Origin of the sequence: Streptomyces sp. NPDC046557 (assembly GCF_040645975.1) — a bacterium.
In the GTDB taxonomy this organism is placed as follows: domain Bacteria; phylum Actinomycetota; class Actinomycetes; order Streptomycetales; family Streptomycetaceae; genus Streptomyces.
On record NZ_JBEYZH010000035.1, the window covers coordinates 1 to 23,827 of the forward strand.

General features: G+C 69.0%; 23 protein-coding genes and 3 pseudogenes. 11 read left to right on the forward strand and 15 right to left on the reverse strand.

From position 1 onward, the window contains the following. The 3 genes and pseudogenes from ABZ934_RS31315 to ABZ934_RS31325 all read right to left on the reverse strand — a co-directional run. Nucleotides 1–74, reverse strand: a pseudogene (locus tag ABZ934_RS31315) (M48 family metalloprotease); the annotation flags it as partial. A gap of 65 nt (nt 75–139) precedes the next feature. Continuing rightward, complete coding sequence (locus ABZ934_RS31320) at nt 140–997, reverse strand: slipin family protein (protein WP_361319579.1); 858 nt, start codon at nt 995–997, stop codon at nt 140–142. Between the two features lie 214 nt (nt 998–1,211). Continuing rightward, on the reverse strand, nt 1,212–1,835 hold the full coding sequence (locus ABZ934_RS31325) for a CBS domain-containing protein (protein ID WP_361319581.1): 624 nt from the start codon (nt 1,833–1,835) through the stop codon (nt 1,212–1,214). 617 nt (nt 1,836–2,452) lie between these two features. On the opposite strand from ABZ934_RS31325, the gene ABZ934_RS31330 reads away from it, so the two are divergent. Then, the gene (locus ABZ934_RS31330) at nt 2,453–4,174 is read left to right on the forward strand and encodes a GAF domain-containing protein (RefSeq protein ID WP_361319583.1); all 1,722 of its coding nucleotides are present in this window, start codon (nt 2,453–2,455) and stop codon (nt 4,172–4,174) included. 9 nt (nt 4,175–4,183) lie between these two features. Here ABZ934_RS31330 and ABZ934_RS31335 read toward each other — a convergent pair whose 3' ends face one another. The 3 genes from ABZ934_RS31335 to ABZ934_RS31345 form a co-directional block, all read right to left on the reverse strand. Continuing rightward, entirely contained in the window at nt 4,184–4,873 is a 690-nt protein-coding gene (locus ABZ934_RS31335) for a response regulator transcription factor (protein ID WP_361319585.1), read from the reverse strand. Between the two features lie 43 nt (nt 4,874–4,916). Beyond that, nucleotides 4,917–5,402: a cyclic nucleotide-binding domain-containing protein gene (locus tag ABZ934_RS31340; RefSeq protein ID WP_361319587.1), complete on the reverse strand. Its 486-nt coding sequence runs from the start codon at nt 5,400–5,402 to the stop codon at nt 4,917–4,919. Between the two features lie 115 nt (nt 5,403–5,517). After that, nucleotides 5,518–7,878 (reverse strand): phosphoketolase family protein, encoded by a 2,361-nt coding sequence (locus ABZ934_RS31345; RefSeq protein ID WP_361319589.1) that lies wholly within the window; start codon nt 7,876–7,878, stop codon nt 5,518–5,520. Between the two features lie 310 nt (nt 7,879–8,188). Between ABZ934_RS31345 and ABZ934_RS31350 the strand changes: the two genes are divergently transcribed. The 4 genes from ABZ934_RS31350 (at nt 8,189) to ABZ934_RS31365 (ending at nt 12,789) form a co-directional block, all read left to right on the forward strand. Next, on the forward strand, nt 8,189–8,605 hold the full coding sequence (locus ABZ934_RS31350) for a DUF1003 domain-containing protein (RefSeq protein WP_361319591.1): 417 nt from the start codon (nt 8,189–8,191) through the stop codon (nt 8,603–8,605). 163 nt (nt 8,606–8,768) lie between these two features. After that, complete coding sequence (locus tag ABZ934_RS31355) at nt 8,769–9,449, forward strand: pyridoxamine 5'-phosphate oxidase family protein (RefSeq protein WP_361319593.1); 681 nt, start codon at nt 8,769–8,771, stop codon at nt 9,447–9,449. A 447-nt stretch (nt 9,450–9,896) separates the two neighbouring features. Beyond that, on the forward strand, nt 9,897–10,106 hold the full coding sequence (locus ABZ934_RS31360; RefSeq protein ID WP_361319595.1) for a hypothetical protein: 210 nt from the start codon (nt 9,897–9,899) through the stop codon (nt 10,104–10,106). 34 nt (nt 10,107–10,140) lie between these two features. Beyond that, nucleotides 10,141–12,789: a cation-transporting P-type ATPase gene (locus ABZ934_RS31365; protein ID WP_361319597.1), complete on the forward strand. Its 2,649-nt coding sequence runs from the start codon at nt 10,141–10,143 to the stop codon at nt 12,787–12,789. 55 nt (nt 12,790–12,844) lie between these two features. On the opposite strand, the gene ABZ934_RS31370 is transcribed toward ABZ934_RS31365, so the two are convergent. Both ABZ934_RS31370 and ABZ934_RS31375 read right to left on the reverse strand, forming a co-directional pair. After that, nucleotides 12,845–13,720, reverse strand: coding sequence for a universal stress protein (locus ABZ934_RS31370; RefSeq protein ID WP_361319599.1), 876 nt, complete (start codon nt 13,718–13,720; stop codon nt 12,845–12,847). Between the two features lie 98 nt (nt 13,721–13,818). Then, entirely contained in the window at nt 13,819–14,082 is a 264-nt protein-coding gene (locus ABZ934_RS31375) for a hypothetical protein (RefSeq protein ID WP_361319601.1), read from the reverse strand. A gap of 222 nt (nt 14,083–14,304) precedes the next feature. Here ABZ934_RS31375 and ABZ934_RS31380 point away from each other — a divergent pair, with 222 nt between their 5' ends. The 3 genes and pseudogenes from ABZ934_RS31380 to ABZ934_RS31390 all read left to right on the forward strand — a co-directional run. Then, complete coding sequence (locus ABZ934_RS31380) at nt 14,305–14,430, forward strand: hypothetical protein (protein WP_361319603.1); 126 nt, start codon at nt 14,305–14,307, stop codon at nt 14,428–14,430. 175 nt (nt 14,431–14,605) lie between these two features. Next, nucleotides 14,606–15,760 carry a N(5)-(carboxyethyl)ornithine synthase gene (locus ABZ934_RS31385; protein WP_361319605.1) on the forward strand — a complete coding sequence of 385 codons (1,155 nt, stop codon included), beginning with the start codon at nt 14,606–14,608 and terminating at the stop codon, nt 15,758–15,760. A 176-nt stretch (nt 15,761–15,936) separates the two neighbouring features. After that, nucleotides 15,937–16,230, forward strand: a pseudogene (locus ABZ934_RS31390) (helix-turn-helix domain-containing protein); the annotation flags it as partial. Between the two features lie 421 nt (nt 16,231–16,651). On the opposite strand, the gene ABZ934_RS31395 reads toward ABZ934_RS31390, so the two are convergent. The 7 genes and pseudogenes from ABZ934_RS31395 to ABZ934_RS31425 all read right to left on the reverse strand — a co-directional run bounded on the left by ABZ934_RS31395 (nt 16,652) and on the right by ABZ934_RS31425 (nt 21,040). Continuing rightward, entirely contained in the window at nt 16,652–16,825 is a 174-nt protein-coding gene (locus ABZ934_RS31395) for a hypothetical protein (RefSeq protein ID WP_361319607.1), read from the reverse strand. Between the two features lie 27 nt (nt 16,826–16,852). Further along, the gene (locus ABZ934_RS31400; RefSeq protein ID WP_361319609.1) at nt 16,853–17,209 is read right to left on the reverse strand and encodes a PRC-barrel domain-containing protein; all 357 of its coding nucleotides are present in this window, start codon (nt 17,207–17,209) and stop codon (nt 16,853–16,855) included. A 469-nt stretch (nt 17,210–17,678) separates the two neighbouring features. After that, nucleotides 17,679–17,918 (reverse strand): annotated as a pseudogene (locus ABZ934_RS31405) (transposase); the annotation flags it as partial. Nucleotides 17,919–17,948: 30 nt separating this feature from the next. Continuing rightward, complete coding sequence (locus ABZ934_RS31410; RefSeq protein ID WP_361319611.1) at nt 17,949–18,308, reverse strand: transglycosylase family protein; 360 nt, start codon at nt 18,306–18,308, stop codon at nt 17,949–17,951. A gap of 358 nt (nt 18,309–18,666) precedes the next feature. Next, nucleotides 18,667–18,993, reverse strand: a complete 327-nt coding sequence (locus tag ABZ934_RS31415; protein ID WP_361319613.1) for a hypothetical protein — start codon at nt 18,991–18,993, stop codon at nt 18,667–18,669. A gap of 58 nt (nt 18,994–19,051) precedes the next feature. Then, entirely contained in the window at nt 19,052–19,945 is an 894-nt protein-coding gene (locus ABZ934_RS31420) for a hypothetical protein (RefSeq protein ID WP_361319615.1), read from the reverse strand. Nucleotides 19,946–20,857: 912 nt separating this feature from the next. After that, complete coding sequence (locus ABZ934_RS31425) at nt 20,858–21,040, reverse strand: hypothetical protein (protein WP_361319617.1); 183 nt, start codon at nt 21,038–21,040, stop codon at nt 20,858–20,860. A gap of 8 nt (nt 21,041–21,048) precedes the next feature. Between ABZ934_RS31425 and ABZ934_RS31430 the strand changes: the two genes are divergently transcribed. The 3 genes from ABZ934_RS31430 (at nt 21,049) to ABZ934_RS31440 (ending at nt 23,543) form a co-directional block, all read left to right on the forward strand. Further along, nucleotides 21,049–21,252: a hypothetical protein gene (locus ABZ934_RS31430; RefSeq protein ID WP_361319619.1), complete on the forward strand. Its 204-nt coding sequence runs from the start codon at nt 21,049–21,051 to the stop codon at nt 21,250–21,252. A 587-nt stretch (nt 21,253–21,839) separates the two neighbouring features. Next, the gene (locus ABZ934_RS31435) at nt 21,840–22,724 is read left to right on the forward strand and encodes a helix-turn-helix transcriptional regulator (protein WP_361319621.1); all 885 of its coding nucleotides are present in this window, start codon (nt 21,840–21,842) and stop codon (nt 22,722–22,724) included. Nucleotides 22,725–23,243: 519 nt separating this feature from the next. Then, entirely contained in the window at nt 23,244–23,543 is a 300-nt protein-coding gene (locus ABZ934_RS31440) for a chaplin (protein ID WP_361319639.1), read from the forward strand. Nucleotides 23,544–23,827: the final 284 nt, after the last annotated feature.

Sequence of the window (23,827 nt, forward strand, 5' to 3'; positions counted from 1 at the left end):
AGCCAGTCGTGGCGGGCCGCGACGTGGCCCTGCTCGTGCGCCAGCACGGCGTCGAGCTGGCTGCCCTTCAACCGGCACGGATGTCCGTGGGTACTCCGTCCGCCGTTCCGCACAACCCCGCCGTACGGCGGGTCTTGGGTCATCCAATGCTGACCGCCCCGTTCGTCAGGGGTCGGCCGGGGGTCGAAGCGGTGCTCTCCGGTGTGGGCGGTGCCGGGACCGCCGAGGCCGCGGCTTCGCGGGCGAGGAAGGCCCCCAGTTCTCCGATGGTGCTCATCAGCGGCGCGGGGAATACGACGGTGGTGTTCTTGTCGACGCCGATCTCCACGAGGCTCTGCAGGTTGCGTAGTTGGAGGGCGAGCGGGTGGGCCATCATGGTGTCGGAGGCGTCACCGAGTGCGGCGGCGGCCAGCGACTCGCCCTCGGCGTTGATGATCTTGGCCCTCTTCTCCCGTTCGGCCTCGGCCTGGCGGGCCATCGCGCGCTTCATGCTGTCGGGCAGCTGGATGTCCTTCAGTTCGACCAGGGTGACCTCCACGCCCCATTCGGCGGTGGTGACATCGAGGATCTCGCGGATGCCGAGGTTGATGCGGTCGGTCTCCGACAGTGTCTCGTCGAGGGTGTGCTGGCCGACGACCTTGCGCAGGGTGGTCTGGGCGATCTGGTTGATGGCCGCGCCCACGTTCTCGATCGCGATGACCGACTTCACCGCATCGACGACACGGAAGTAGGCGACAGCCGATACGTCGACGCTGACGTTGTCCCGGGTGATGATGCCTTGGGACTGGATGGGCATGGTGACGATCCGCAGGGACACCCTGTGCAGGACGTCGGCGAAGGGCACGATGACCCGCAGGCCCGGCGCCCGGGTGCCGACGAGTCGGCCGAAGCGGAACAGCACGCCCTGCTCGTACTGCTTGACGACCTTGACCGCCATGGCGAGTGCGAGCAGGACGAGAACTACGAGGACGACCAGGAGAACGATCAGAACTCCCATGGTGGTGCTCCTCCCGGATAGGACGGCACCCCGCCGGGGTGAGGTCCCGAGTGTGTGGCGGAGCACGGGGGATGACCCGGATCCGTCGCGGGCTGCGCACCTGTACGGCTTGGTGCTGCGAGCCTGCCTGTCTCCAGGGTCGCTCTGCCCCGGCCCGTCGGGCAGGGGCCGAACGGTCCACGTTTTCCTGACGCATCCCACCGAGCCCGCTTCGTCACCGGAGGACGCTGTCGGTACTGAGATCCGGTGGCGTGAGGCGAGAATCGTCGAACCGCGCGGTGAGCCGGTCGGTCACCGCGACGACTCCGTCCAACTGTCCGGCGAGCCGCAGGACGATGGCAATCTGGCTGCTCCTCGCCAGCCGGCCGTCCAGGGTGACCATCCCGTCCACGACGCGCACGTCCACCGCGTCGGCGCCGAGACCCATGGTCTCCGCGAGTACGTCCTCGATCACACACCTGCGAATCTCGTGGTCCGGGCGCAGGAAAACACGGAGCAGGTCCCGTCGGGTCACGATGCCGACCAGACGGTCCTCTTCGTCGACGACAGGGAGCCTCCCCACGCCGCGCCGGGTCATGAGCCGGGCGGCCTCCGTGACGTTCTGCTCGGCGTGGACGGTGACGGCCGGCGCTGACATGAGTTCCTGGGCGGTGAGGTCGTCGCGGGCGATGAGATCGGTATGCGAGACGACCCCGATGACGCGATCCTCCTCGTCGACGACCGGTGCTCCGCTGATGTCATGTTCGACGAGCAGCGCGGCCACGTCCGCGAACGGAGTCCGCCCCACGACCGAGACGACCTCGTCGGTCATCAGGAAGCCGACTTTGGCATGCTTCATGTCCGGCCCTCCTGTCGGCGTCGGCCAGTGGGCGTGCCTTGCGGAGCGCCCTCACCAGCCACCATCCGCCGTGGCAGCCCGCGAAGCGAGGGCCGAACGGTCCTGTGCCAGGACTGACCGGTCCCGGCGGTGCACGGTCGACGAAGTGGTGCGTGGCGGGGCAAGGGACCTTCGGTCCCCGAGACGGCAGCTGTGAGGGCCCGACACCGCATGCTGACCGACGCGGCAACGGGCTGGGCGCAGGAGTGCCCGGACGTCAAGCTCACCCACGATGCACCGACCGGACACCCGGTGGAGTGCCTCGCCGAGGCGGCTGAGCAGGCCCTGGCCTTGATCGTGGGACGACGGGGCAGGGGTGGCGCGGCTACACAGGCATCCGGCTCGGATCCGTCGTGCATGGGGTGATGCATCGCGCGAACTACCCTGTGATCATCACCCCGGGCGGGTGGACAAGGGCTGGTCCCTCGTTTCTAGACATCAGTCATACCGGATTCACTGCTGTCAGGCCCCTCATGCCCGTCACTCCTGGCCCTGACCCTGACCCTGACCGGCCGGCGGAGGACTACGCTGAAGGCTGGGCTGGTGCGCAGAGCCCCTCGACGGCGCCGGAGGTGTCCATGGTCGCGGACGATCCCGACGCGGCTGTGAGCCGCATTCCGCAGCGGAGGTTGGACGCGCTCCAGGCACAGGTCACTGACGCGCGCGGTACCCGTGATCGGTTGAACGGGCTGCTCGAGGCGGTCATGTCGGTCGGGCGGGAGCTGGACCTGGCCCAGGCGCTGCGTGGGATCGTGGAGGCCGCGGTGGTCCTCGTCGACGCGGAGTACGGTGCGCTGGGTGTGGTGGGGGACGACCAGGGGCTCACCGAGTTCCTTCCCGTGGGCGTCAGCGACCAGCTCCGGGCGCGTATCGGGGCCCTTCCCACCGGACACGGACTGCTGGGCGAGCTGATCAGGCATCCGCGGCCACTGCGCCTGGAAGACCTCTCGGAGCACGTGGCCTCCGCCGGTTTTCCGGAGCACCACCCGCAGATGCGTTCCTTCCTCGGCGTACCGATCCGGATCCGGGACGAGGTGTTCGGCAATCTCTACCTGACGGAGAAGCGCGGCGGTACGGACTTCGACGCGGAAGACGAAGGGGTCTTGTCGACCCTCGCGGTCGCTGCGGGAGTCGCCGTCGACAACGCCCGCCTGTACGAGGAGGTCCGGCTACGGGAGCGTTGGCTGGCGGCCAGTTCCGATTTCACGAGCGCGCTTTTGTCGGGCGCCTCCGAAATCGAGGTGTTGGAGGGCATGCTGGAGCGGGCCCGGGACATCATCTCGGCCGAGATGTGCGTCTTCTATCAGGTGGGGCCCAGCGGCGAACTGCATGGTTCGCTGGCCCTGGGGGAGGGTGCCGAAGCGCACCGAGGGATCGTCCTGCCGGGCAGCGAGGGGATCCTGGCCGAGCTGGTCACGGCACGTGACGGACTGATCACCTTCGCGGATGTGGCCACCGATGTCCGAGTCGCGGCGCAGCCGGACGTCTGGACGGGCTTCGGGCCGGCTGTGGCCGTCACGGTGGGCACCAGGGCGAAGCTGCGGGGGGTGCTGATGCTGGCGCGGCGGACCGGGCGGCGGTTGTTCGCCGCGACCGAGGTCGCGCCCTTGCCCGGCTTTGCCGGGCAGGCCGCCCTGGCGCTCGAACTGGCCGACCGGCGCCGGGACACCGAGCAGGTGAGCCTCCTCGCGGACCGCGACAGGATCGCCCGCGACCTGCACGACCTCGCGATCCAGCGGCTCTTCGCGACGGGGATGACCCTGCAGAGCGCCCAGCGCTTTGTGAAGCACCCCGAGGCGTCCGAGCGGCTGAGCCGGTCGATCGACGACCTGGACGAGACGATCAAGATCATCCGTTCGACGATCTTCGGACTCCGCGACCATGAGGCAGCGGGCAGCCCCCCGAGACTCCGGGTCCGCGCGGTACGGGCCGTGGGTGAGGCGGCGGCGGTGCTCGGCTTCGTGCCCGCGCTGCGCATGGAGGGATTGATCGACACCGACGTGCCGGCCCGGGTCGCCGACGACGTGGCCGCCGTCCTCGGCGAGGCCCTGACCAACGTGGCCCGGCATGCGCGAGCGGCGCGGGCGGAGGTCTCCGTCATCCTGGCGGACGGCGTGCTGGGCGTGACGGTGAGCGACGACGGAGTGGGTGTCACGGACGGCGGCCGCCGGAGCGGTCTGCGCAACCTCGCGGAGCGCGCCGAGGCCCGCGGGGGCGTGCTGTCCGTCTCGCCGTGCCCGGACGGTGGCGGAACCCGACTGGACTGGCGGATCCCGCTCCACCCCGACCCTCCCCGGTGAGCGACGGTGTCAGCGGCCGGTTTCGTCGTGCTCGCGCACCTCGGCGGCGATGACCGCCGCTTGCACGCGGCGCTCGACCCCCAGTTTGGCGAGCAAGCGTGAGATGTGGTTCTTGACGGTCTTCTCCGAGAGGAAGAGTCGTTTGCCGATCTGACGGTTGGTGAGGCCCTCGCCAACGAGCTCAAGCACGGCGCGCTCGCGCTCGGAGAGGACCGTCAGCCGCTGGTCCTCGGGCGGCTTCCCGGTGGTGGGGTCCCGTAGCGAACGCATCAGGCGTGCCGTCGTCGCAGGATCGAGCATCGACTGCCCCGTCGCGACCGTCCGGATGGCGGCGACCAGGTCCGATCCTTTGATCTGCTTCAACACGTACCCGGCGGCACCCGCCATGATCGCGTCGAGCAACGCTTCCTCGTCGTCGAAGGACGTCAGCATGAGACAGGCGAGGTCCGGCATCCGCGAGCGCAACTCCCGGCAGACGGTGATGCCGTCGCTGTCGGGCAGCCTCACGTCGAGCACGGCGACGTCCGGCCTCAGGGCGGGCCCACGGGCAAGGGCCTGCGCGGCCGTCGCCGCATCGCCCACCACCTCGATGTCGGGCTCGGCATCCAGCAGGTCGTGTAGCCCCCTGCGGACGACCTCGTGGTCGTCGAGGAGGAATACCCGGGTGGGGGCCGGGGCGGCAGCTGGTGCATCGGACATCCACGCCACACCTTCGGATCGGATACGTCTGGGGACAATTGTCTCAGATGCCGCTTCCGCTGCCGTGGGGCGCGTACAGGTCCAGGAGCCGGATCTGGGCTGAAACGAGCCGGTGCGCGAGCACCTGCCCCACCCAGTGCCACATCGCGAGGGCGACCGCGGGGTCGGCATCCATCAGCGTGCGCACGGCGGCGGCGTCGAACTCGTCGGTGCGTACGGGCGTCATGGCCTCGGCGCCGAAGTGCCAGGTGTAGGGACGGAACAGCCAGGACCAGCCGACGAGCTCGCCGGGACCGACCGTCTCGACCACGGCTGCCTGCCTGCCGGGCACGTGTACGTCCATGCCGACGCTGCCCGACCGGACGACCCAGAACCGGCCGGCGTGCCCGCCCTGGTTGAACAGACGCGCTCCGGCGGGGAAGTTCGCCTCGTGGGCGAGGTCCAGCAGGCTCTCGCGGTGCTCCGGGGACAGGGCGCGGGTGAAGCGGTCGGGGGAGGAGGTGAGCCGGTGGAGGGAAGAGGTGCTCATGGCGGTTCTCCGTTCGGGTCCGTCTCCACCTTCCGCCGGTGGCGGCGGGCCGGGAAGGGCCGGTCGGTACCCTCCCCGACCCGGACGGCCCCCGCGTACCGTCCTGGGCGGGCGATCAGTAGGGCCAGGACCAGCCGGCGACCTCCGGCAGGTCGGTTCCGTGGAGGCGGATCCAGTCGTGGTGGCGGATCCGCTGGTCGCACATGCTCTGGCGCAGGACCGCCGCGCGCCCGGCGAGTCCGGGGACGCGGTCGATCACGTCCATGACGAGCCGGTACCGGTCGAGGTCGTTGCGGACGACCATGTCGAAGGCTGTGGTGGTCGTTCCCGACTCCTTGTAGCCGCGGACGTGCAGGTTCGGATGGCCGGTCCGGCGGTACGCGAGGCGGTGGATCAGCCACGGATAGCCGTGATAGGCGAAGACGACCGGCTTGGTGGTGGTGAAGAGCGCGTCGTACTCCGTGTCGGTCATCCCGTGCGGATGCTCTTCCCGTGGCATCAAGCGGGCGATGTCGACGACGTTGACCACGCGCACGGCCAGTTCCGGGAGGTGCCGGCGCAGCAGGTCCGTGGCGGCGAGCACCTCCAGGGTCGGCACGTCCCCGGCGCAGGCCAGCACGACGTCGGGCTCGCGCGTGCCGTCGTCCGTTCCGGCCCACGCCCAGATTCCGGCGCCCCGTGCGACGTGCGTTCGCGCTTCGTCCATGGCCAGCCAGTCGTGGCAAGGTTGTTTGCCGGCGACGATCACGTTCACCCGGTCCCGGCTGCGCAGGGCGTGATCAGCCACCGCGAGCAGGGTGTTGGCATCCGGTGGCAGGTAGACACGTACGACGCCGGGGCTCTTGTTGAGGACGTGGTCGACGAAGCCGGGGTCCTGGTGGGAGAAGCCGTTGCTGTCCTGGCGCCAGACGTGCGAGGTGAGCAGGTAGTTGAGGGAGGCGATCGGCGCGCGCCAGCTCAGCTCCCGGGCGCTCTTCAGCCATTTGATGTGCTGGCCGACCATGGAGTCGACGATGTGGGCGAAGGCTTCGTACGTGGAGAACAGGCCGTGGCGGCCGGTGAGGAGGTACCCCTCCAGCCAGCCCTGGCACACGTGCTCGGAAAGGATCTCCATGACCCGGCCGTCCCGGGACAGGTTCTGGTCGGTGGCCTCCGTCATGCCCTGCCATGCCTTGCCCGTGACGTCGTACAGGTCGTCGAGGTGGTTGCTCGCCGTCTCGTCCGGTCCGACGACCCGGAAGTCCCGCCGCCCGGCCGTGTCCCTCATGACCTGCGCGAGGTAACGGCCCAGGACGCGGGTCGGCTCGTGCAGGGTGCTTCCGGGCTTTTCCACGGGGACGGCCCACGCGTCGAGCGCGGGCAGCGGGAGTGAGCGCAGCAGCCGGCCGCCGTTGGCGTACGGGCTCGCGCCCAGGCGGCGCTCGCCCTCCGGTACGCATGCCAGCACGGAGGACACCGGACGGCCCTCGGCCTCGAAGAGCTCCTCGGGCCGGTAAGAACGCATCCAGCTCTCCAACTGCATCAGATGCTCGGGGTTCTCACGGACACCTGAGAGCGGCACCTGGTGTGCGCGCCAGGTGCCCTCGACGGGTTGCCCGTCGACGGTCGCGGGCCCCGTCCAGCCCTTGGGGGTCCGCAGGACGATCATGGGCCAGCGCGCGCACTCACCGCCCGGATCCGTGCCGGCGGCCCGCGCTCTCTGCTGGATGGAGTGGATGCGGTCGAGGGCCTGGTCCACGGCTCTGGCCATGGCCGGGTGGACGAGGGCGGGGTCGCTGCCGGAGACGTAGAGCGGGTCGTGCCCGTAGCCGCGCAGCAGGGCGTCGAGCTCCGCCTCCGGGATCCGCGACAGCACGGTCGGATTGGCGATCTTGTATCCGTTGAGGTGCAGGACCGGCAGCACAGCGCCGTCGTGGACCGGGTCCAGGAACTTGTTGGAGTGCCAGGAGGCGGCCAGTGGCCCCGTCTCCGCCTCGCCGTCGCCGATGACGCAGGCCACCAGCAGGCCGGGATGGTCCAAGGCGGCGCCGTACGCGTGGGCCAGCGAGTAGCCGAGTTCGCCCCCCTCGTGAATGGAGCCCGGCGTTTCCGGCGCGACGTGACTCGGAACGCCGCCGGGGAAGGAGAACTGGCGGAACAGCTTGCGCATCCCGTCCGCGTCTCGGCCGATGTCCGGGTATGCCTCGGTGTACGTTCCCTCCAGCCAGGAGTTGGCGAGCACGGCCGCGCCGCCGTGGCCGGGCCCCCATACGCACAGGGCCTCCAGCGAACGCTCCTTGATCACCCGGTTGAGGTGGGTGTGGACGAAGTTCAGGCCGGGTGAGGTGCCCCAGTGGCCGAGCAGTCTGGGCTTGATGTGCTCCGGGCGCAGTGGTTCCGTGAGCAGTGGGTTGTCCAGGAGGTAGATCTGGCCGATCGCGAGATAGTTCGCGGCGCGCCAGTGCGCGTCCAGCTCCGCGATCCGGTACGTGGTCATGAGTACTCCTTCGAACCGCAGGCCGGGGCACGCGTCGGCTGAGCCGATGCTTGACACCCTGCTCCCACGGGCCCAGAGGCGGGAAGGGCAGGACCGGCCCCTGCATGGGGCCGGTCGGCCCCTTCTGCGCCATCGGCGTGGGGCGGAGTGTGGGCAGCCGGTCGTCCGCCGGTCACGTGCCATGGGGGGCGACCGCGGTCGCCACGGTTGAAGGCGGGCTTCGGCGGTACGCCCAGAACGGCGGCTGGTTTGAGACGATACGGGGCCATTGGACCGGTTCAGGGGCGCTGATCCCTAGGAAGCAGGCCAGGTGAACGGAATCGAGACGCGGCATCATCCGGTTGTCGTCGCACACCGTAAGAGCCGTGGCGCCGATGTCCAGCTGCGTATCGCTGATGCGATCACGAAGTTCGCCGGCTCCATGCCGTTCGTCTATCTCCACGCGGCCGCCTTCACCCTCTGGATGCTGTTCGTAGAGGCCAATCCCTGGCCGATGCTGACGCTCGTCGTCTCCCTGGAGGCGATCTTCCTGTCGACGTTCGTAATGATCGGCCAGAACCGGCAGGCGGCGTTCCAGCAGGCGAAGGCCGACCATGACTTCGTCGAGCAGGAACTGGAACTCAAGACCAATACGGAACTGACCCGCGCCATCCATGCGATGACCACAGAACTCCACCGCCGGCTGGTTCCCGAAACGGACCAGCGGAATGGGCCTCTCGCACAGTGAAGGTGCCCGCGGTCCACATTCCGAGGAACCGGGCCGCACGGGTCGGACGGGCCCTGGGAGTGGACCGTCCGGCCCTGGGCACGCGCCGGCAGCGGGTACAGCCTGAGGTAGACGCCCACTGGACGTTCCTGTACCGGCTCCGAACGGCAAGGGAATGACGATCATGGGAAAGACCGCAGCAGATTCGTACCCGAACAAGGTTCCCGCCGCCCGCGGCGACCTCGGGCGGCGCGTGACCGCCCGCCGAGAAGAGCTGGGAATCACGCGCGAAGAGCTCGCGGAGCGCTGCGGGGCAGCCGCGCCGTACATCGCTTACCTGGAGGAGCGGGCGTCGGCGCCCAGCATGGGCATGCTCGTGGCGCTCGCGGACGGGCTGAGCACGACAGTGGCGGAACTGACCGGTAGGACGATCGACAGTCCCCCTGGGGAGGGGACGGCGATGCGCGATGCGGAGCTGACGGGACTGAGCGAGGCCGAATGTCGCCGCCTGCTCTCCACGCACGGCATCGGCCGGGTCGGGTTCTCCGGCCCGGAAGGACCTGCCGTCTTCCCCGTCAACTACGTCATCGTCGGAAGCGAGATCGCGTTCCGGACGGCGGCCTACTCGCGGCTCGCCGAGGCGTCCGGGACCGAGGTCGCTTTCGAAGTGGACCACATAGACGACGCGATGCGAGAGGGGTGGAGCGTCCTGGCCGTCGGCGAGCTGTCCGAAGTCACGGACGAGGCGCGAATCAGTCACCTGCACGCGGTCGCGCGCTCCCTGCCCTGGGCCGGCGGCCCGCGCACACACTGGATGTCCATGACCCCCACCCGGATCACCGGCCGCCGTGTGCAATCCGGGTGAGCGCGCTACGTGCCGTCGTGTTCGACACCGACGGACCACTGCTCGACTCGGCGCCGCTGCACGCCGCGGCCCTTCGGAAGCTGCCTGGACGCCCGGGCCTCCTCCGGGAAGGGGCGGCAGCGGACCGTGAGTACCGCCAGTGGGTCGACGGCAAGCCTCGGCTGGACGGGGTGAACTCGTTCCTGAAGTCCCGTGGCATCGAACTGCCGACCGGCAGCCCCGACAGCGAACCGGGCGACGACACGGTCTGGGCGGTCGCGGCGCGCCGCAGCCTGTACACCTCCCTCGACAGGCCGGCCGGACAGCTCCTGCAGCGCGCATCGAGCCCGTTTCGCGGGCACCCGGAGACCCGGCGCCGCTCGCGGCACAGCACTGGCCTGGAACTGGCCTGGAACGCCTCTGGGCGAGGTGAATTGAGCGTCTCGGGGCTACGTCGATCCCGTCCCGTTGCGGGGGATCGAGCCCGTCTCGTTCACGCTCTGCCACCGGGGGCACCGCGGTGTCCGCGTCCGACTGCTCCCCGGCAGGTTCGGCATCACCGTGCCGAATCCTGCCAAGGCCCCCTGGCCCGTGTCCGTGGGGGAGCGGGACTGGGAACGGATGGAACCCGGCTGGTCCGGCCGACTGCCCACCGAATCAGGAATCGACGATGACTGAGGCCCTCACTGGCCATCTCCCTCCTCAGGGAGGGGTGCCCCCAACCCCGCGCGACCCCAGCGAACCGCTGCCGCTGCTGCGCCGAGAGCTCGACACCGGAACGGACGGGCTGTCAGCCCGGGAGGCCGAACGGCGGCTCGCCGTCTACGGACCCAACGAGGTCCGGCGCAAGGGACACACCTCCTTGGGACGAGAGCTGGTACGGCAACTGGTGCACCCGCTCGCCCTGCTGCTGTGGGTCGCGGCGGCCATGGCGTTCGTCGCCGACATCCGCGTGCTCGGGATCGCGATCGTCGCCATCGTCCTCGTCAACGCCGCCTTCGCCCTGCTCCAAGAGCGGCAGGCCGAGCAGGCGGTGGAAACCCTCGCCAAGTACCTCCCCGAGCACGCGATGGTAATCCGCGACGGGAAGTCCCGACAGGTCGAAGCCCACACCCTGGTTCCGGGCGACATCATCGCCCTCGACGAGGGTGACAAAGTGCCCGCCGACGTCCGACTCGTCGACGGTGGCCTCGAAGTCGATCTGTCCATGCTGACGGGGGAGTCCACCCCCGCCCAGCGCATCGCCGGACCAGGGACTCCGGGCTCCACGATGCTGCGGGAACCCAACCTCGTCTTCAGCGGCACGACCTGCACCGCGGGTCAGGCCCGGGCGATGGTCTTCGCCACTGGCGACCACACCGAGCTCGGCCGCATCGCCGCCCTCAGCCAGCGCACGCTACGGGACCCGAGCCCGTTGGAACAGCAGGTCAAGAAGGTCGCCTGGCTCATCGCCGCCGTTGCCGTCGCGATGGGCGCGCTGTTCCTGCTCCTCGGCGTCGCCGTGGGACTGCCGCTGACCGACGCGCTGATGTTCGCCATCGGACTGCTCGTCGCCAACGTGCCCGAAGGACTGCTGCCGACCATCACGCTCGCCCTCGCCGTCGGCGTGCGCCTCCTGGCACGCCAAGGGGCGGTCATCAAACGACTCAGCGCCGTGGAGACCCTGGGATCCACCAACGTCATCTGCACCGACAAGACCGGCACCCTCACCCAGAACAGAATGCGGCTGCAGAGCACGTGGACACCCACCGGCGGCACGGACCCCAGCCCCGGCGCCGTACAACTGGCCGGTACCGCTGCCCTGTGCACCACCGTCACCAGGGACGCCGACGGTCAACTCCACGGTGACCCCACGGAGATCGCACTGGTGGCCGGCGCCGCCGATCGAGGCGCCCCGCTCGACATCACCGCGCGCGACACGGGCCGCCACACCGTCTTCCGGTTCGACCCCCGGCTGCGCCTCATGTCCGTCGTCCAGCGGGATCCGGCGGACGGTGGCATGCGGCTGATCGTCAAGGGAGCCCCGGAATCGGTCCTGGCCCGCACCCTGGACGCCGCTCAGAACAGCACGGCGCGTGCCGCGGCGGAAGATCTCTCCGGTCAGGGCATGCGCGTGCTCGCCGTCGCCACACGCGAACTGGGCGGCTCCGTGCCGGCGACCCGCCGCGAGGACGCGGAGACGGAGCTGACCCTGCTGGGTCTCGTGGGCCTCTATGATCCCCCGCGGCCCGAAGTCGCCGCCGCGGTACGGCGCTGCCACCAGGCGGGGCTCCTCGTACACATCGTGACCGGCGACAACGGAGCGACCGCCGCCGCCGTGGCCCGAGAGGTCGGCATCGGGGCACCCCGCCTCGTCGTGGTCGCGGAGTCCGAGTCCATCGGCGACCACGACCTCGACCTGCTCCTCGCCGATGGTGACGCCGAGGTCGTCTTCGCCCGCTCCTCACCGGAGACGAAACTGAAGGTGGCGGATGCCCTGAGGGCCCACGGCCAGATCGTCGCGATGACCGGCGACGGCGTCAACGACGCCCCCGCACTGCACCGCGCCCACATCGGCGTCGCTATGGGGCTCTCCGGCACCGACGTCGCCCGCGAAGCATCCACCATGGTGCTGACCGACGACAACTTCGCCACCATCGTCACCGCGATCGAATCCGGCCGCCAAGTCTATGACAACGTAAGAAAGTTCATCGTCTACATCTTCGCCCATCTCACCCCTGAGGTGGTCCCCTTCCTTATCTTCGCACTGTCGGCCGGCTCGATCCCGCTTCCCCTCACCGTCCTGCAGATCCTGGCGATCGACCTCGGAACCGAGACCCTCCCGGCTCTCGCCCTGGGCCGGGAACGCGCGGAGCCGGGCAGCATGAGCCGCCCACCCAGGCCGATGTCTCAGGGCGTCATCTCCAAGGACATGCTCATCCGCAGCTGGGGCTACCTCGGCACCGTCTCCGCCGCCCTGGTCATGACCGCGTTCTTCTACGTGTTGTGGCGGGCCGGCTGGCACCCCGGGGATCCCACCGGCCCGGGAGCCCCGTTGCACCACGCGTACGTCACCGCGACGACGGCCACCTTCGCGGGCATCGTCACCTGCCAGGTCGGCACGGCGGTGGCCGCCCGCACCGACCACGCGGCACTGCGCGACATCGGCTTCTTCACCAACCCGCTGCTCCTGGCCGGCATCGCCTTCGAACTCACCTTCACCGCGGCCCTGGTTTACGTGCCGCCCCTGCAAGGCATCTTCGGCACCGCCGCCCTGCCCCTCGACGTGGTCACCCTCATCGCGGTCTTCCCCGTCCTGGTCTGGGGCACCGACGAACTGCGCCGCCTGAGGCGGCGTACCCGTAAGGCCGCGCACACCTGACACGCAATGGAAACCGGTGGTACGGGGACGGCCAGGGATTGATCCGCGTGGGCCTCTACTCGTGGGCGATGACGGCGACGGGCGCGGCGGCGTGGTGCAGGACCGCGTGCGCGATCGCGCCGATGTGGGTGCCGTAGGCGGACCGTCGGATACGCCTCCCGACCACGACGAGCGCGGCACCTTTGGAGGCGTCCACGAGCTGGATCGCGGACTGGCCGATGCGTACCTCGGGGGTCACGTCCACCGAAGGGTACTTCTCGCACCAGGAGCGGATCATCTCGTCCACAGCCGTGGCGATCCCGTGACCGATCTCCTCCTGGACGGAGGGGCCGAGATCGAAGCCGTAGCCGAGGATCGGCGGCGGAGTCCAGCTGTGGAGCACCCGCAGGACGCACCCACGCCGTGATGCCTCGTCGAAGGCGAAGGAGAGGAGCGCGTCACAGGGGCCCTCCGTGTCCACTCCCGCCACGATCGCACCGTCGGTGCGGAAATCTTCGGGAGACGTTACCGGGCCGTGCGGTGCCCTGACGAGGACGACCGGCTGATCGGCTGCGGCGATGGTACCGGCGCCGACGGACCCGAGGATGAATCCGGCGATGCTGCCGAGCCCTCGGGAGCCCAGCACCAGCATGTCCGAAGAGGCGGCCGCATGGGCCAGGGCCGTGGCCGGAATCCCCGGCAGCCGGCGGGAGGTGATCTCCAGATCCGGATACAGCCGTTTGATCTCCTCGGAAGCCTCGCGCAGCAGTTCGTCCGTCCGGTGGCGCTGGGCCTCGGTGCTCGCGACGGGGAGAGGGGGCCGCTCCAGCCACTCCTCCACGTGGACCAGGGCCAGAGGTACACGTCGGAGGTCGGCTTCGCGCGCGGCCCATCGGGCTGCCGCGACACTCTCCCGCGAGCCGTCGAGGCCGGCGGTGACAAGGTTGGCCATGGTGCCCATCTCCCTCAGTTGCCGTGTGAGTTCCAGACTCCGCCCTCGTAACGTCTTCCGGCAGGGGCCGAGGGGTCCGTTGCGGAGCCGACCGGCCCTTACCGGGCGATGTCCGGGGTGATCGGCTCTTCACCGCCCAGATCGAGCCGCAAGGGTGGGTACTCGTCCGTCATAAGCGCCGCGTACGCGATGACGTGCAGCACCCAGCAGTTGCGTCCGACCACCAGGTTGAGCAGATCCCGCGGGTACGTTCCGGTGAAGGCGAGAGCGACGACCGCGATGAGCGTGAAGAGCGGTAGCGGTCGGTGCCCGGCGCGCCGTAGGCGCAGTACGAGACGCGCCGACGTTGAAGTATCAACCATGTGACTTTCTGTGACTGTGCGGCCCGACCGTCCTGCCGCGCGCCCAGGCCGACGCCCGCCACCGCGGTATCCGCTTCGGCCCGTGCGGCGACGTACACCGCAGGTGAAGAGCCTGTTCACCCCGACCGGTACGGACACCCTCCGAGATCACGACCGGCTCGCCGTGGTCGCGGTGACCTTGACAGTCCCACCGGCCTCGACTTCGTCCTACGGCCGCAGCCGATGATCTACCTTCTGTGGGCGCTGGGGGATGAGGAGACCCGGCTGGTGATCGAGGCCGCGCACGAGTTTCAGAAGATGCAGGGTCCTCGTCGGCCGAAGTCCGCACCGAACGCGACCGTGCCGTGACAGCGTCCGGTCGGCGAGGATGGCGCAGATGGCAGCCCGGACCGGCATTCCCCGCTTGTCAGCTGAAGACGCCTGGGTTGGGTGCCCATCAGGGCGCCCGGCCGGAGGAGCACTGCCAACCAACAGGTCCCCGCGCTCCTGGGTGTGCTAGACAGGTAGTAATCAAAGGGGTATTTTGCAGCAGCTCAAGCTCGGAATCATGTCGCAGACCCGCAAAGAGAACGAGCACCGTCTGCCGATCCACCCGGCGCACTTCGAACGCATCGACGTCGACCTTCAGCCCAGCATCTATCTGCAGACTGGTTACGGAGAGCACTTCGGTGTTTCGGACCGTCAGCTTGCACCGTGGGTTGCGGGTTTCCGCTCTCGCGAGGAGCTGATCGCAGAGTGTGACGTCATCCTGCTGGCCAAACCGTTGCACGAAGATCTGGCGGACTTGCGGGACGGGCAGGTGCTGTGGGGGTGGCCGCACTGCGTACAGGACGAGAAGGTCACGCAGGCCGCCATCGACCGCAGGCTCACCGTGATCGCCTTCGAGGCGATGAACCACTGGACCCGGGAGGGTGGATTCAGTCTGCACGTTTTCCACAAGAACAACGAGCTGGCCGGCTACTCGTCGGTGCTGCATGCCATGCAGCTGACCGGGGCGACCGGTGACTACGGGCGTCGGCGGCGTGCGGTTGTGATCGGTTTCGGCGCCACCGCCCGCGGCGCGGTAACCGCGCTCAGCGCGCTGGGCGTTCACGACGTGGACGTGCTGACTGCCCGCGGCATCGCCGCCGTCAGCTCACCGATCCACTCGGCACGGATCGTGCACTTCGACCACGACGTGGCCGACGACACCCTCGACCCTCGGCGCAGCATCGCGCTCACTGAGGACGGCCCGGAGCCGCTGGCCGAGTTCCTCGCCGGGCACGACATCATCGTCAACTGCGTGCTCCAGGACACCGCGGCGCCGCTGATGTTCCTGATAGAGGAGGACCTGCCGAAGCTCGCGCCCAACACCCTCGTCATCGACGTGTCCTGCGACGAGGGCATGGGTTTCGCCTGGGCTCGGCCTACCACGTTCAACGCGCCGATGTTCACCGTCGGCGACCACGTCCACTACTACGCGGTGGACCACAGCCCCTCCTACCTGTGGGATGCGGCCACCTGGGAGAACAGCGAGGCGCTGATCCCGTTCCTGCGGCCGGTCCTCGAAGGGCCGGCCGGCTGGGACGGTGACCGCACGATTCGCCGAGCGATCGAGATCCGCGGCGGCACCGTCCAGAACCCCGCGATCCTCGCCTTCCAGCACCGCGCCGAACAGTACCCGCACGCGCTGCTCTGAACCGCCGCCACCTGGTCGACGGCGTACCGCACCGGGTACACCGTCGACCATAAGCAGCAGGGACACGGCGTGCGCCGATCGCCCTGCAACTGGGGCGCCTCTGACGGTGTATCAAAGGACCTACTTCGTGATCTTCATCTGACTCCGCCCTTGGTGATCAAGGTCAGGAGGGAAGGATGATCCTCGTGGAGGACTGGGCAGAGATCCGCCGGCTGCATCGGGCCGAGCGAGTGCCGATCCGGGCGATCGCCCGGCATCTGGGGATCTCGAAGAACACGGTCAAGCGGGCTCTGGCCACGGATCGGCCGCCGAAGTACGAGCTGCGGTGAAGGGCTCGGCAGTCGACGCGGTCGAGGTCCGATCCGGGGCTGTTGCGGGAGACCCCGACGATGCCCGCCACCGTGATCGCGGAGCGGATCGGCTGGGATCGGGGCATGAGGATCCTCAAAGACCGAGTGCGTGAGCTGAAGGAGGAACAGGTCGCCGGTATCCACTGGGCCCGCGCGGCCCAGGCCGCCGGGGCGCGCGGCACTTCGCGGCCTCAGACGGCGGTGGGCGCCTTGGTACGTCCATGACCGCGATGACCGTGCGGACGGTACCCGCCACCGCCCCGGTGGAGCCGTCGAGATCCGCTCCAACGAGCCGATCTACGCCGCGCGGGCAGTCCACCCGAAGGCGGCAGTACGTGTCGTGCCCGGTCAGGCGGACGGGGAGTGGATGAGGCGGCAAGCCGCTGGCCGTGGCCCACCCGGTAGACCGGCGTCGGTGCAACTGCCTTCCCCGGGGCACGCACCACGCCGTCCGGCGGGCAGCCCCGGAAGCCCGCCCGTGTCACCCCGGGGGCTGCCGGGGCCGGCCGGTTGTGGTTGGGGCCGGCAGCCGCAAGACATCTCAGCGCAGCGTGCGGCGGTGGCGGCCGGAGCGCCGCAGGTGCAGCCCCAGGTACACCAGGGCGGCAACGAACACCACGATCGCGATGATGAGCAAGTAGAACAGCCCCTTCACCATCACGCCGATGATGCCCAGCACGATCGCCGCGATGACGAGAAGCAGGAAGAACGTCACGATGGGGTACCTCCTCCATGGGGCCGGTTAGCGGCGGGCGAGCTGCCGCTCACCGTTCACGCCGCTCTGGTAGGGCAGACCGTAGTGCGTGAAGACCGCCGCCTCGTCCTCGGCGGGCAGGACGTCGTCCGTGCCGATCGGCGGGCACTTCTTCACCAGCGACCGGTCGTAGTCGACCTTCACATAGCCCGGCCCCACAATCGCGCCGTTCAGGGGGACAAAGACCAGGTGGCGGCGGGTGGGCAGCCCCACCTGGACGGTGACCATGGCCGGCTCATCGGTGCTGGTGTCCACGTAGACGGCCTCCAGCGTGCCGATCTTGTGGCCGCCCGCGTCAATGACGTCGTGGGTGCGCCACTCACGGATATCCGCGCATTGGATCATTCCGGCTTCCCTTCGCACGGCGGTGTACCCGAAGAGGGCACTTCCCAGCCTGCCCCGCACAGCCCACCCGAACCAGACGTGCTCTGGTGGCGAGTCGGCGCGGACTGGTGCCGTGGACCGAGACGACGGCGACGTCCGGAACCCGATGATCGGGAAGCCCGATCCCAACGAGTGTCCCGACGCGTGCACGGCTCGCGATCACGGGCACTGCTGGGCCTGCGGGAGAACGCACCAGCGACCCCAGCCCTCCAACGATCTGTGCCCTGCGTGTCTGCGCGATGAGAGGGCGGTTCGTGAGTTGGTGTCTGTTTCTGGGTGAGGTTGGCCAGGGGGTGTCGAGCTTGACCAGGCGTTTCAGTTTGGCGCGGGTGCCCTCCATGTTCTTGGGCAGCGGTTCATGGTCGAGGGCTTCGCAGACGTCCCGGGCCCGCAGCGGTTCGGTCGTGTCGTTGAGGACGCCGAGGATGCGGGCGGCGAAGTAGTAGTACGTCGCGCTCTTAGGCGGCAGATCACGCGGGAGGCAGCCCGCCCGACCCTCGTAGAGGATCGCGTTTCACGATCTCCCGCATCGCGTAGACGCCCTGGTGGCCGCTGACCGAACGATGCCGGTCCTGCCACACCGTGATCACCTCTCGATCAACGACCACCGCTCGTCCGATAAGTCACTCGGGTACGGCTTGAAGAAGAAGCCTCGCCGTCGCCGCTCCACCCCGCTGAAACGAGGCTGCCTCGGTGCTTTCTACCGGCGGGCGCAGCTCCAAGCCCCCATGCCCTGCATGGCGGCCAGCCTCTTGGCAGCGGCGATCTGCTCCTTCTTCGTGGCGAGGTCGGCTCGGGCGGCGTACTGGCGGCCACCTGCGGCCTTCCAGCTCGATTGGGTGAACTGGAGGCCGCCGTAGTGCCCATTGCCCGTGTTGGCACGCCAGTTGCCACCCGATTCGCATTGGGCGATCGTGTCCCAGTCGACGCCAGGTCTAGAGGAGCGGGTAGCCGCATGGGCGCTGGGATCGGCCAGTGCTGCCCGGTGCAGGAGCACGGCGCAGAGCAGGGCCAGGATGGTGCTTCCGGTTCGCTGGCTGTCTTGGAAGCAGCGAGACATCAGTCCTCCTTCACCGTTTGATGGGCCGGCCCACAGACCCGGCCGGCCCGCTTATGGCCGTCAAGCCATGGCAGCAACACGTGTGCCTGCCGACTCCGGCTTGTCTGAGGCAGGCGAAGGGGTGACGCCACCCGGACCGCGCGCCACTCGTCGCGGAGCAAGGTGATGCAGCCGGCGGCACCCCAGGGTGAGCACGTGCACCCCGGCGGAGACCTCACTCGTGCCTTCGGCGCGGCCGAAGGCCTCATCGCAGGGTCCGGCGAAGCGGGTGATCCCCGGGGGAGGGTTGCTGGTGAGGCTGCCGGTGCTTTGGCCGGCTTTCGGGTCTCCTGCGAGTGTTTCCCGGGCGGCGTGGTGCTCACGGGTACCGGGCTTGGAGGGCGTGGGCGCCCGCAGCGATGACTTCGGCGAGCTGGTTGGCTACGGCAGTGCTGCATCCTCCGAGTCGTACGAAGCCGCGGCAGCCGACCGGTCCGTCGCTGCTGAGCGAGGGGAGGGTCAGGCCGGCGAGTGCGAGGGCGGCTTTGAGGCTGGTGACGGCTTCCTCGCCGGTCTGGCAGGCGGCGTCCTGGCTGCACTCGTACCGCAGTTGCTCGGTGTGGGTGAGCTCGTGGGGCCGGCGGCAGATCCGTAGGACTGAGACCGTGTGACGCCCGTGACTTATGGGTGTTGATCTTCGTTCCATGGATGTAAGTGATCACTGTTCGGGTGCGGGCAGGGGCTGGATGCGGCTCGGGTGATCCTCATGATCCGTAGCGGAATCTGGCAGGAGTAGGAGTGCGTGCGGCCCTTTGATCCCGAACCGGGAAATGGGGGAGTGCGGGATCCGGGCCGCGCACAGCGGCCGAGCGGCGCAGCAGGGAGGGTGTGTGGCCGCGGTGCCGCGGGACGGGTTGGCGCGGTGGTCGGGTGAGTGTGATCTGGCGGACGAGTTGCTGCAAGCAGGCCAGCGCGGCGATGGGAGGGAGCGTGGCCGCCGCGCGGGCTGCGAACGTGCTGGAGGCCTGGACCAGGCACAGGAGCGTGGCGAGGGTGGAGAACAACAGGACGACGGACCAGGAATGGACGGCGCGGCGTTGATGTAGGGCGGCCCGCAGAATGGACAGCGAGGCGACCGTCCAGGGCCCGTAGATCAGCAGCGGCCACCAGCTGACGACATCGTGCGCGGTGCGCGGGTCGGCGCTGCGGCGCAGTGCTTCGCACACAGCCAGACCGCTGAAGATGCTCACCACGGTGGCGATGGCGGCGACCAGCAGGGCGGTGAAGAAGCTGCCCGTTCTCAGCATGGTCACCACCGACGTCATCGACGACGCCCGACGGTGCCCGTTGCGGATCGGCGGGCGTAGCCTTTCGCCCGTTTCCAGTGACGGATCGGCGAACGCGTTGGCCATGCCACCGCCCGTATCGCCGGCCTCGTCGAGGCCGAATCGCTCGGACACCTCCGCCGGTTTCGGACGGCAGGCCTGCTGAAGGAGCTGCGCCAGCTCCTCCGCCGGATCCCAAGTGCTGTTGACTGCGTCCGGTCCGGCCATCGGCTGCTGGTGAGCAACGTGTGCCTCCCAGTCCGGCGCCGTCCGGAACGCGGAGACATCGGGCGGCAAGTCGTGGAAACCGTTGCCGTCGTACTGCTCAAACACGAGAGATCTCCCCCGGACACCCGCAAGCGGGGGGCATGGACGGTCCTGTGGTCGACGACCGTCGGCTGAATTCGTCCTGGAGCCCGTTCACCGCCTTCAGGAAGTCCTCGAAGGCAGACCACGAGTGGTCGAGCTCCACGTCCCGCCCCTCATGGTTCAAAGTCGCGTTCTTCTGAGGGGTCCAAGCCGTGTACGTCCACTTGCCCGCCGTGCCTCGGAGGCCGACGCAGTCGCTGTCATCTTTTGCGCGCTGTGGAATCACTGCTGCGTGGTTTGCATTTGTCATAGTCCAGTAACGCTTCGCGATACCGGACAGGATGTACTCCATCCAGGTGATGGCGAGCCTGGTAAACGAGGTTTGACGGGTGTCTTTTATCATTTTCCGCGCCGGGTAAGCGTCGAGAGCGCAGTCCGTGTCCTGTCCGCGGCGCACCGCGGCATGGGATGCGGATGGACGTCGGCTTCCGGTCTGGCTCTGCGCGTTCAGCCCGCCGGCCACGCCGTCGTCCCGACGCAGTTCCCACGCTGCCCGCCGCGATGACCCTCCCCCGGCGCGACCGCAGATGCCGCAGGAGATCCCTCGAACCGCGCCCACCGGCGGACGGACCTCTCCGGCGGCTGCACGCGCCAGATCCTTCCTCCTCGTCTCGACGTGGTGAGCGCCAATGGTCTTGTCGTCCCTACCGGTACGGGCAGCAATGGCACGCGATCGCCGCCCCGCTGGCCCGACGGCATGTGTGTGTGATGAGGGCATCGATATTCGTGCTCCGCAACGGTCCGGTAGCGCGCCCAGAGCCGGCCGCTCGGGACGCCGTTCGAGTGCCGACGCTGGTGGAGCCGTCATGTTTGGCGCCGACATCTGATGCCGGAGGAGGTGGTCATTGGCTCCCGGTGGCATGTGTGAAGTGCTGTTCACCAGTCAAGACTTCCCGCATGCTTGTGGACGCTGACCAGCTTGTTGATGCCATCGCTGCCGCCGTGCGGGAGGGAGATGACCAGCGAATCGGTCTCCTCCTTGACCGGCTCGAGTATGTGGCGGATCTTCCCGACCTGATACGGCTGCGGTATCGGCTTGGCGGTGCGGCCGCCCCGCATTGCCGGCCGTGTTGATCACCGGCCGGTGTGACCATCGCCTGGTGCGCCTGCCGGGCGTGGACGGGTTGCCGGGTTGGGCGGTGGTCGAAGCGCACGTCGCGGACGACGGGGTCGCTTTGGACGGGTTGTGCCGGCAGATCACGGTCCGGGCCAGGGCGGGCGCCCAGAGCGCGCTCGCGCTGGAGAGCCTGTGGGATATGGATCGCGGTTGACGGGGAGCATGGGCCCCATTCCGACGGGCCGTCACCCCGTGCCACGTAAACGCCTGAACTCGGCAAGCCCGAGCAGCCCGCTCTGGGCACCATGGACCGGGGCGCCGTGTAGCGCCGAGCCCGGGGTCTCATCGAGGGTGGTGGTGACGGGGAGGCAGTGCCGTGACGGTGGCAGCGGGCACGGTGCTGGCGGGTGGTTGGTGGGCTGGGGGTTCGGGTACGAGACCGCGGCCCTGTTCCTGAGCGTGTTGGCCGGGGCCGTGCTGCCGGCCGGTGCGTGGCGCTCAGGTGCCCTGCACTTTCCGCGGGGCGCGACACCGACGCCGGACCCTGCCCGGCGGCTGCGCTCGGTGCGGGCGGAGGCGGACCAGGAGCGCGGTGGGTAAGCAGGCTTTTCGGGCGGATAGGTGGAATGGCGTGGCGTCTGGGTGAACGCTGCCCGGGCTGTGCACGCGGCTCGTTCGTGGAGCGTGATACTCGCCGGCAGGGCTCGTTGATCATTACCGCGCGGCGGATGCGCTCGCCCGGGCCCCCGCCGTGGTATTTCCGCGGCTGGCAGATGGGTCCGAGCCGGAGGTAGACGGTCCGTGGCGGTGAACGGGAACCCCACCGTCAGGAGGCGCCGGCTGGGCGCGGAGCTGCGCCGGCTCCGTCTGGCCAGCGGTCTGACCAGTAGGCAGGTGGCCGAGCGGCTGTTGATCTCCCAGCCCAAGATCAGTCTCGTGGAGAACGGTCACCGCGTCATCAAGCCTCGTGACGTGCGGGACCTGTGCGGCCTCTATGGGGTCACAGATCCGCAGGTCGTGACCGCGTTGATGCGGATGGCCAGGGAAGCGGACCGGCAGGGCTGGTGGGTCGCCTGCGGCGAGGTCCCCTACGCCGTCTACATCGCCTTGGAGACGGCAGCCTCCTCGATCCGCTCCTACGAGCCATTGGTGATCCCCGGCCTGCTGCAAACCCCCGCCTATGCGGCCGCGGTCATCGCGGAAACGATCCCTCTGGCCACGGCCGAACAGATCGCCGTGCGCCGTGAGGTCCGGCTGCGCCGCCAATCCCGGGCCCACCACCCGGCCCGCTCTTTCCGCTTACGGGTCGTGTTGGACGAGTCGGCCTTGCGCGGCGTGGTCGGCAGCCCGGAGATCATGCGTGAACAACTCGAGTACCTGAACCACCTTGCCGCGCAGCCGCACATCACCGTGCAGGTCCTCCCACACGACGTGGGGGCCCACCCGGGCATCTCGGGACAGTTCTCCATCCTCCACTTCGATGCGGACGCAGCCGGGGCGGGGACGATGTATCTGGAACGGTTCACCAGCGACCTCTACCTGGAGAAACGATCCGACGTCGAGCACTACAGCGTCATGTACGACCGCCTGCAGGCCCATGCCCTGAACCCGGACAGCACCCGCCGCTTCATCAGCCGTGCCGCCGAGGAACTCCTGGCCTTCGCATCGCTGCCCGGCCGGCCGTGATCGCCACACCGGCCGCTGGTCACTGCGTGGCGTACAGCCGCTCGCGCAGGTGAAGAGCCTGTTCACCACGACCGGTACGGACACCCTCCTCGCTGACGGACGGGCTGCCGCGGGAGCGCGCACCCCGCCGACCCTGCCGGAGCTCTGCAATGTCGGACCCGCGGCGAGGGCGGCACCCTGACCGATGAGGTCTCCGAGATTCACGACCGGCTCGCTGTCGTCAGGGTGACCGATAGACGATCACCGGCAGAGCTGGCCTCCCTCCACCCTGCCGCCGGCCGCTCACTCCAGCACGCCCCCGGACTCTCTGAAGCTAGAGAGAAGGCGTCCCGTTTTCCTGGCGCCACGACAGGGAAGTTCTGGGGGCGACCGCCAGGAGATGCAGGCCCGGGGCTGTTTCGGCGGCAGGGGATAGGTCACCGTTCGGCCTAACTTCTGTGACCGGCGGGAGGTTCGTGCTGTTGGGGGGTGTCCATGTCGCATTCCCTGGCGGCGGGTCCCGTTTTCAAGGAGATTTCGATGTCGCGTTTGGCAAAGTCGGTAGCCGTAGCCCTCGCCGCTGGTGCTGTCATGGCCGGGGGCGCTGGCATGGCGGCCGCGGACGCCACGGCCGAGGGCGCTGCCATTGGCTCTCCCGGCGTGTTGTCCGGCAACGTCGTCCAGGTGCCGATTCACATTCCGATCAACGTCTGTGGCAACACCGTCAACGTCGTCGGCGTCCTCAACCCGGCCTTCGGCAATACCTGCATCAACGACGGCGGTCTCAAGGACGGCTACCACAAGGGCGACCGCAAAATCGAGCACGACGGCGAGTACTGACCGGATCACGGTCGTGATGTCCTGCTGAAAGCAGGGGGTCGGCCGCAGATCCGCCGGCTTCAACCAGCCGCAGCCCAACCGCCCTGAACATGACGGCCTCCCCTCATCCTCCGGGGAAGGCCGCAGCCGCATCCGCCCGGTGCCGTCACTGCATCACCGGTATCGGGCTTCGACACGGTTATGCCCCCGGCTCTCTCCTGGTCCGTGCGTAGCGGGCCCGGCAGCTGGCGGGAGCCTGGGAGGGACCTGGGTGTAGCCCGTTCGCGCGTTTGCCGTGGCGGTGG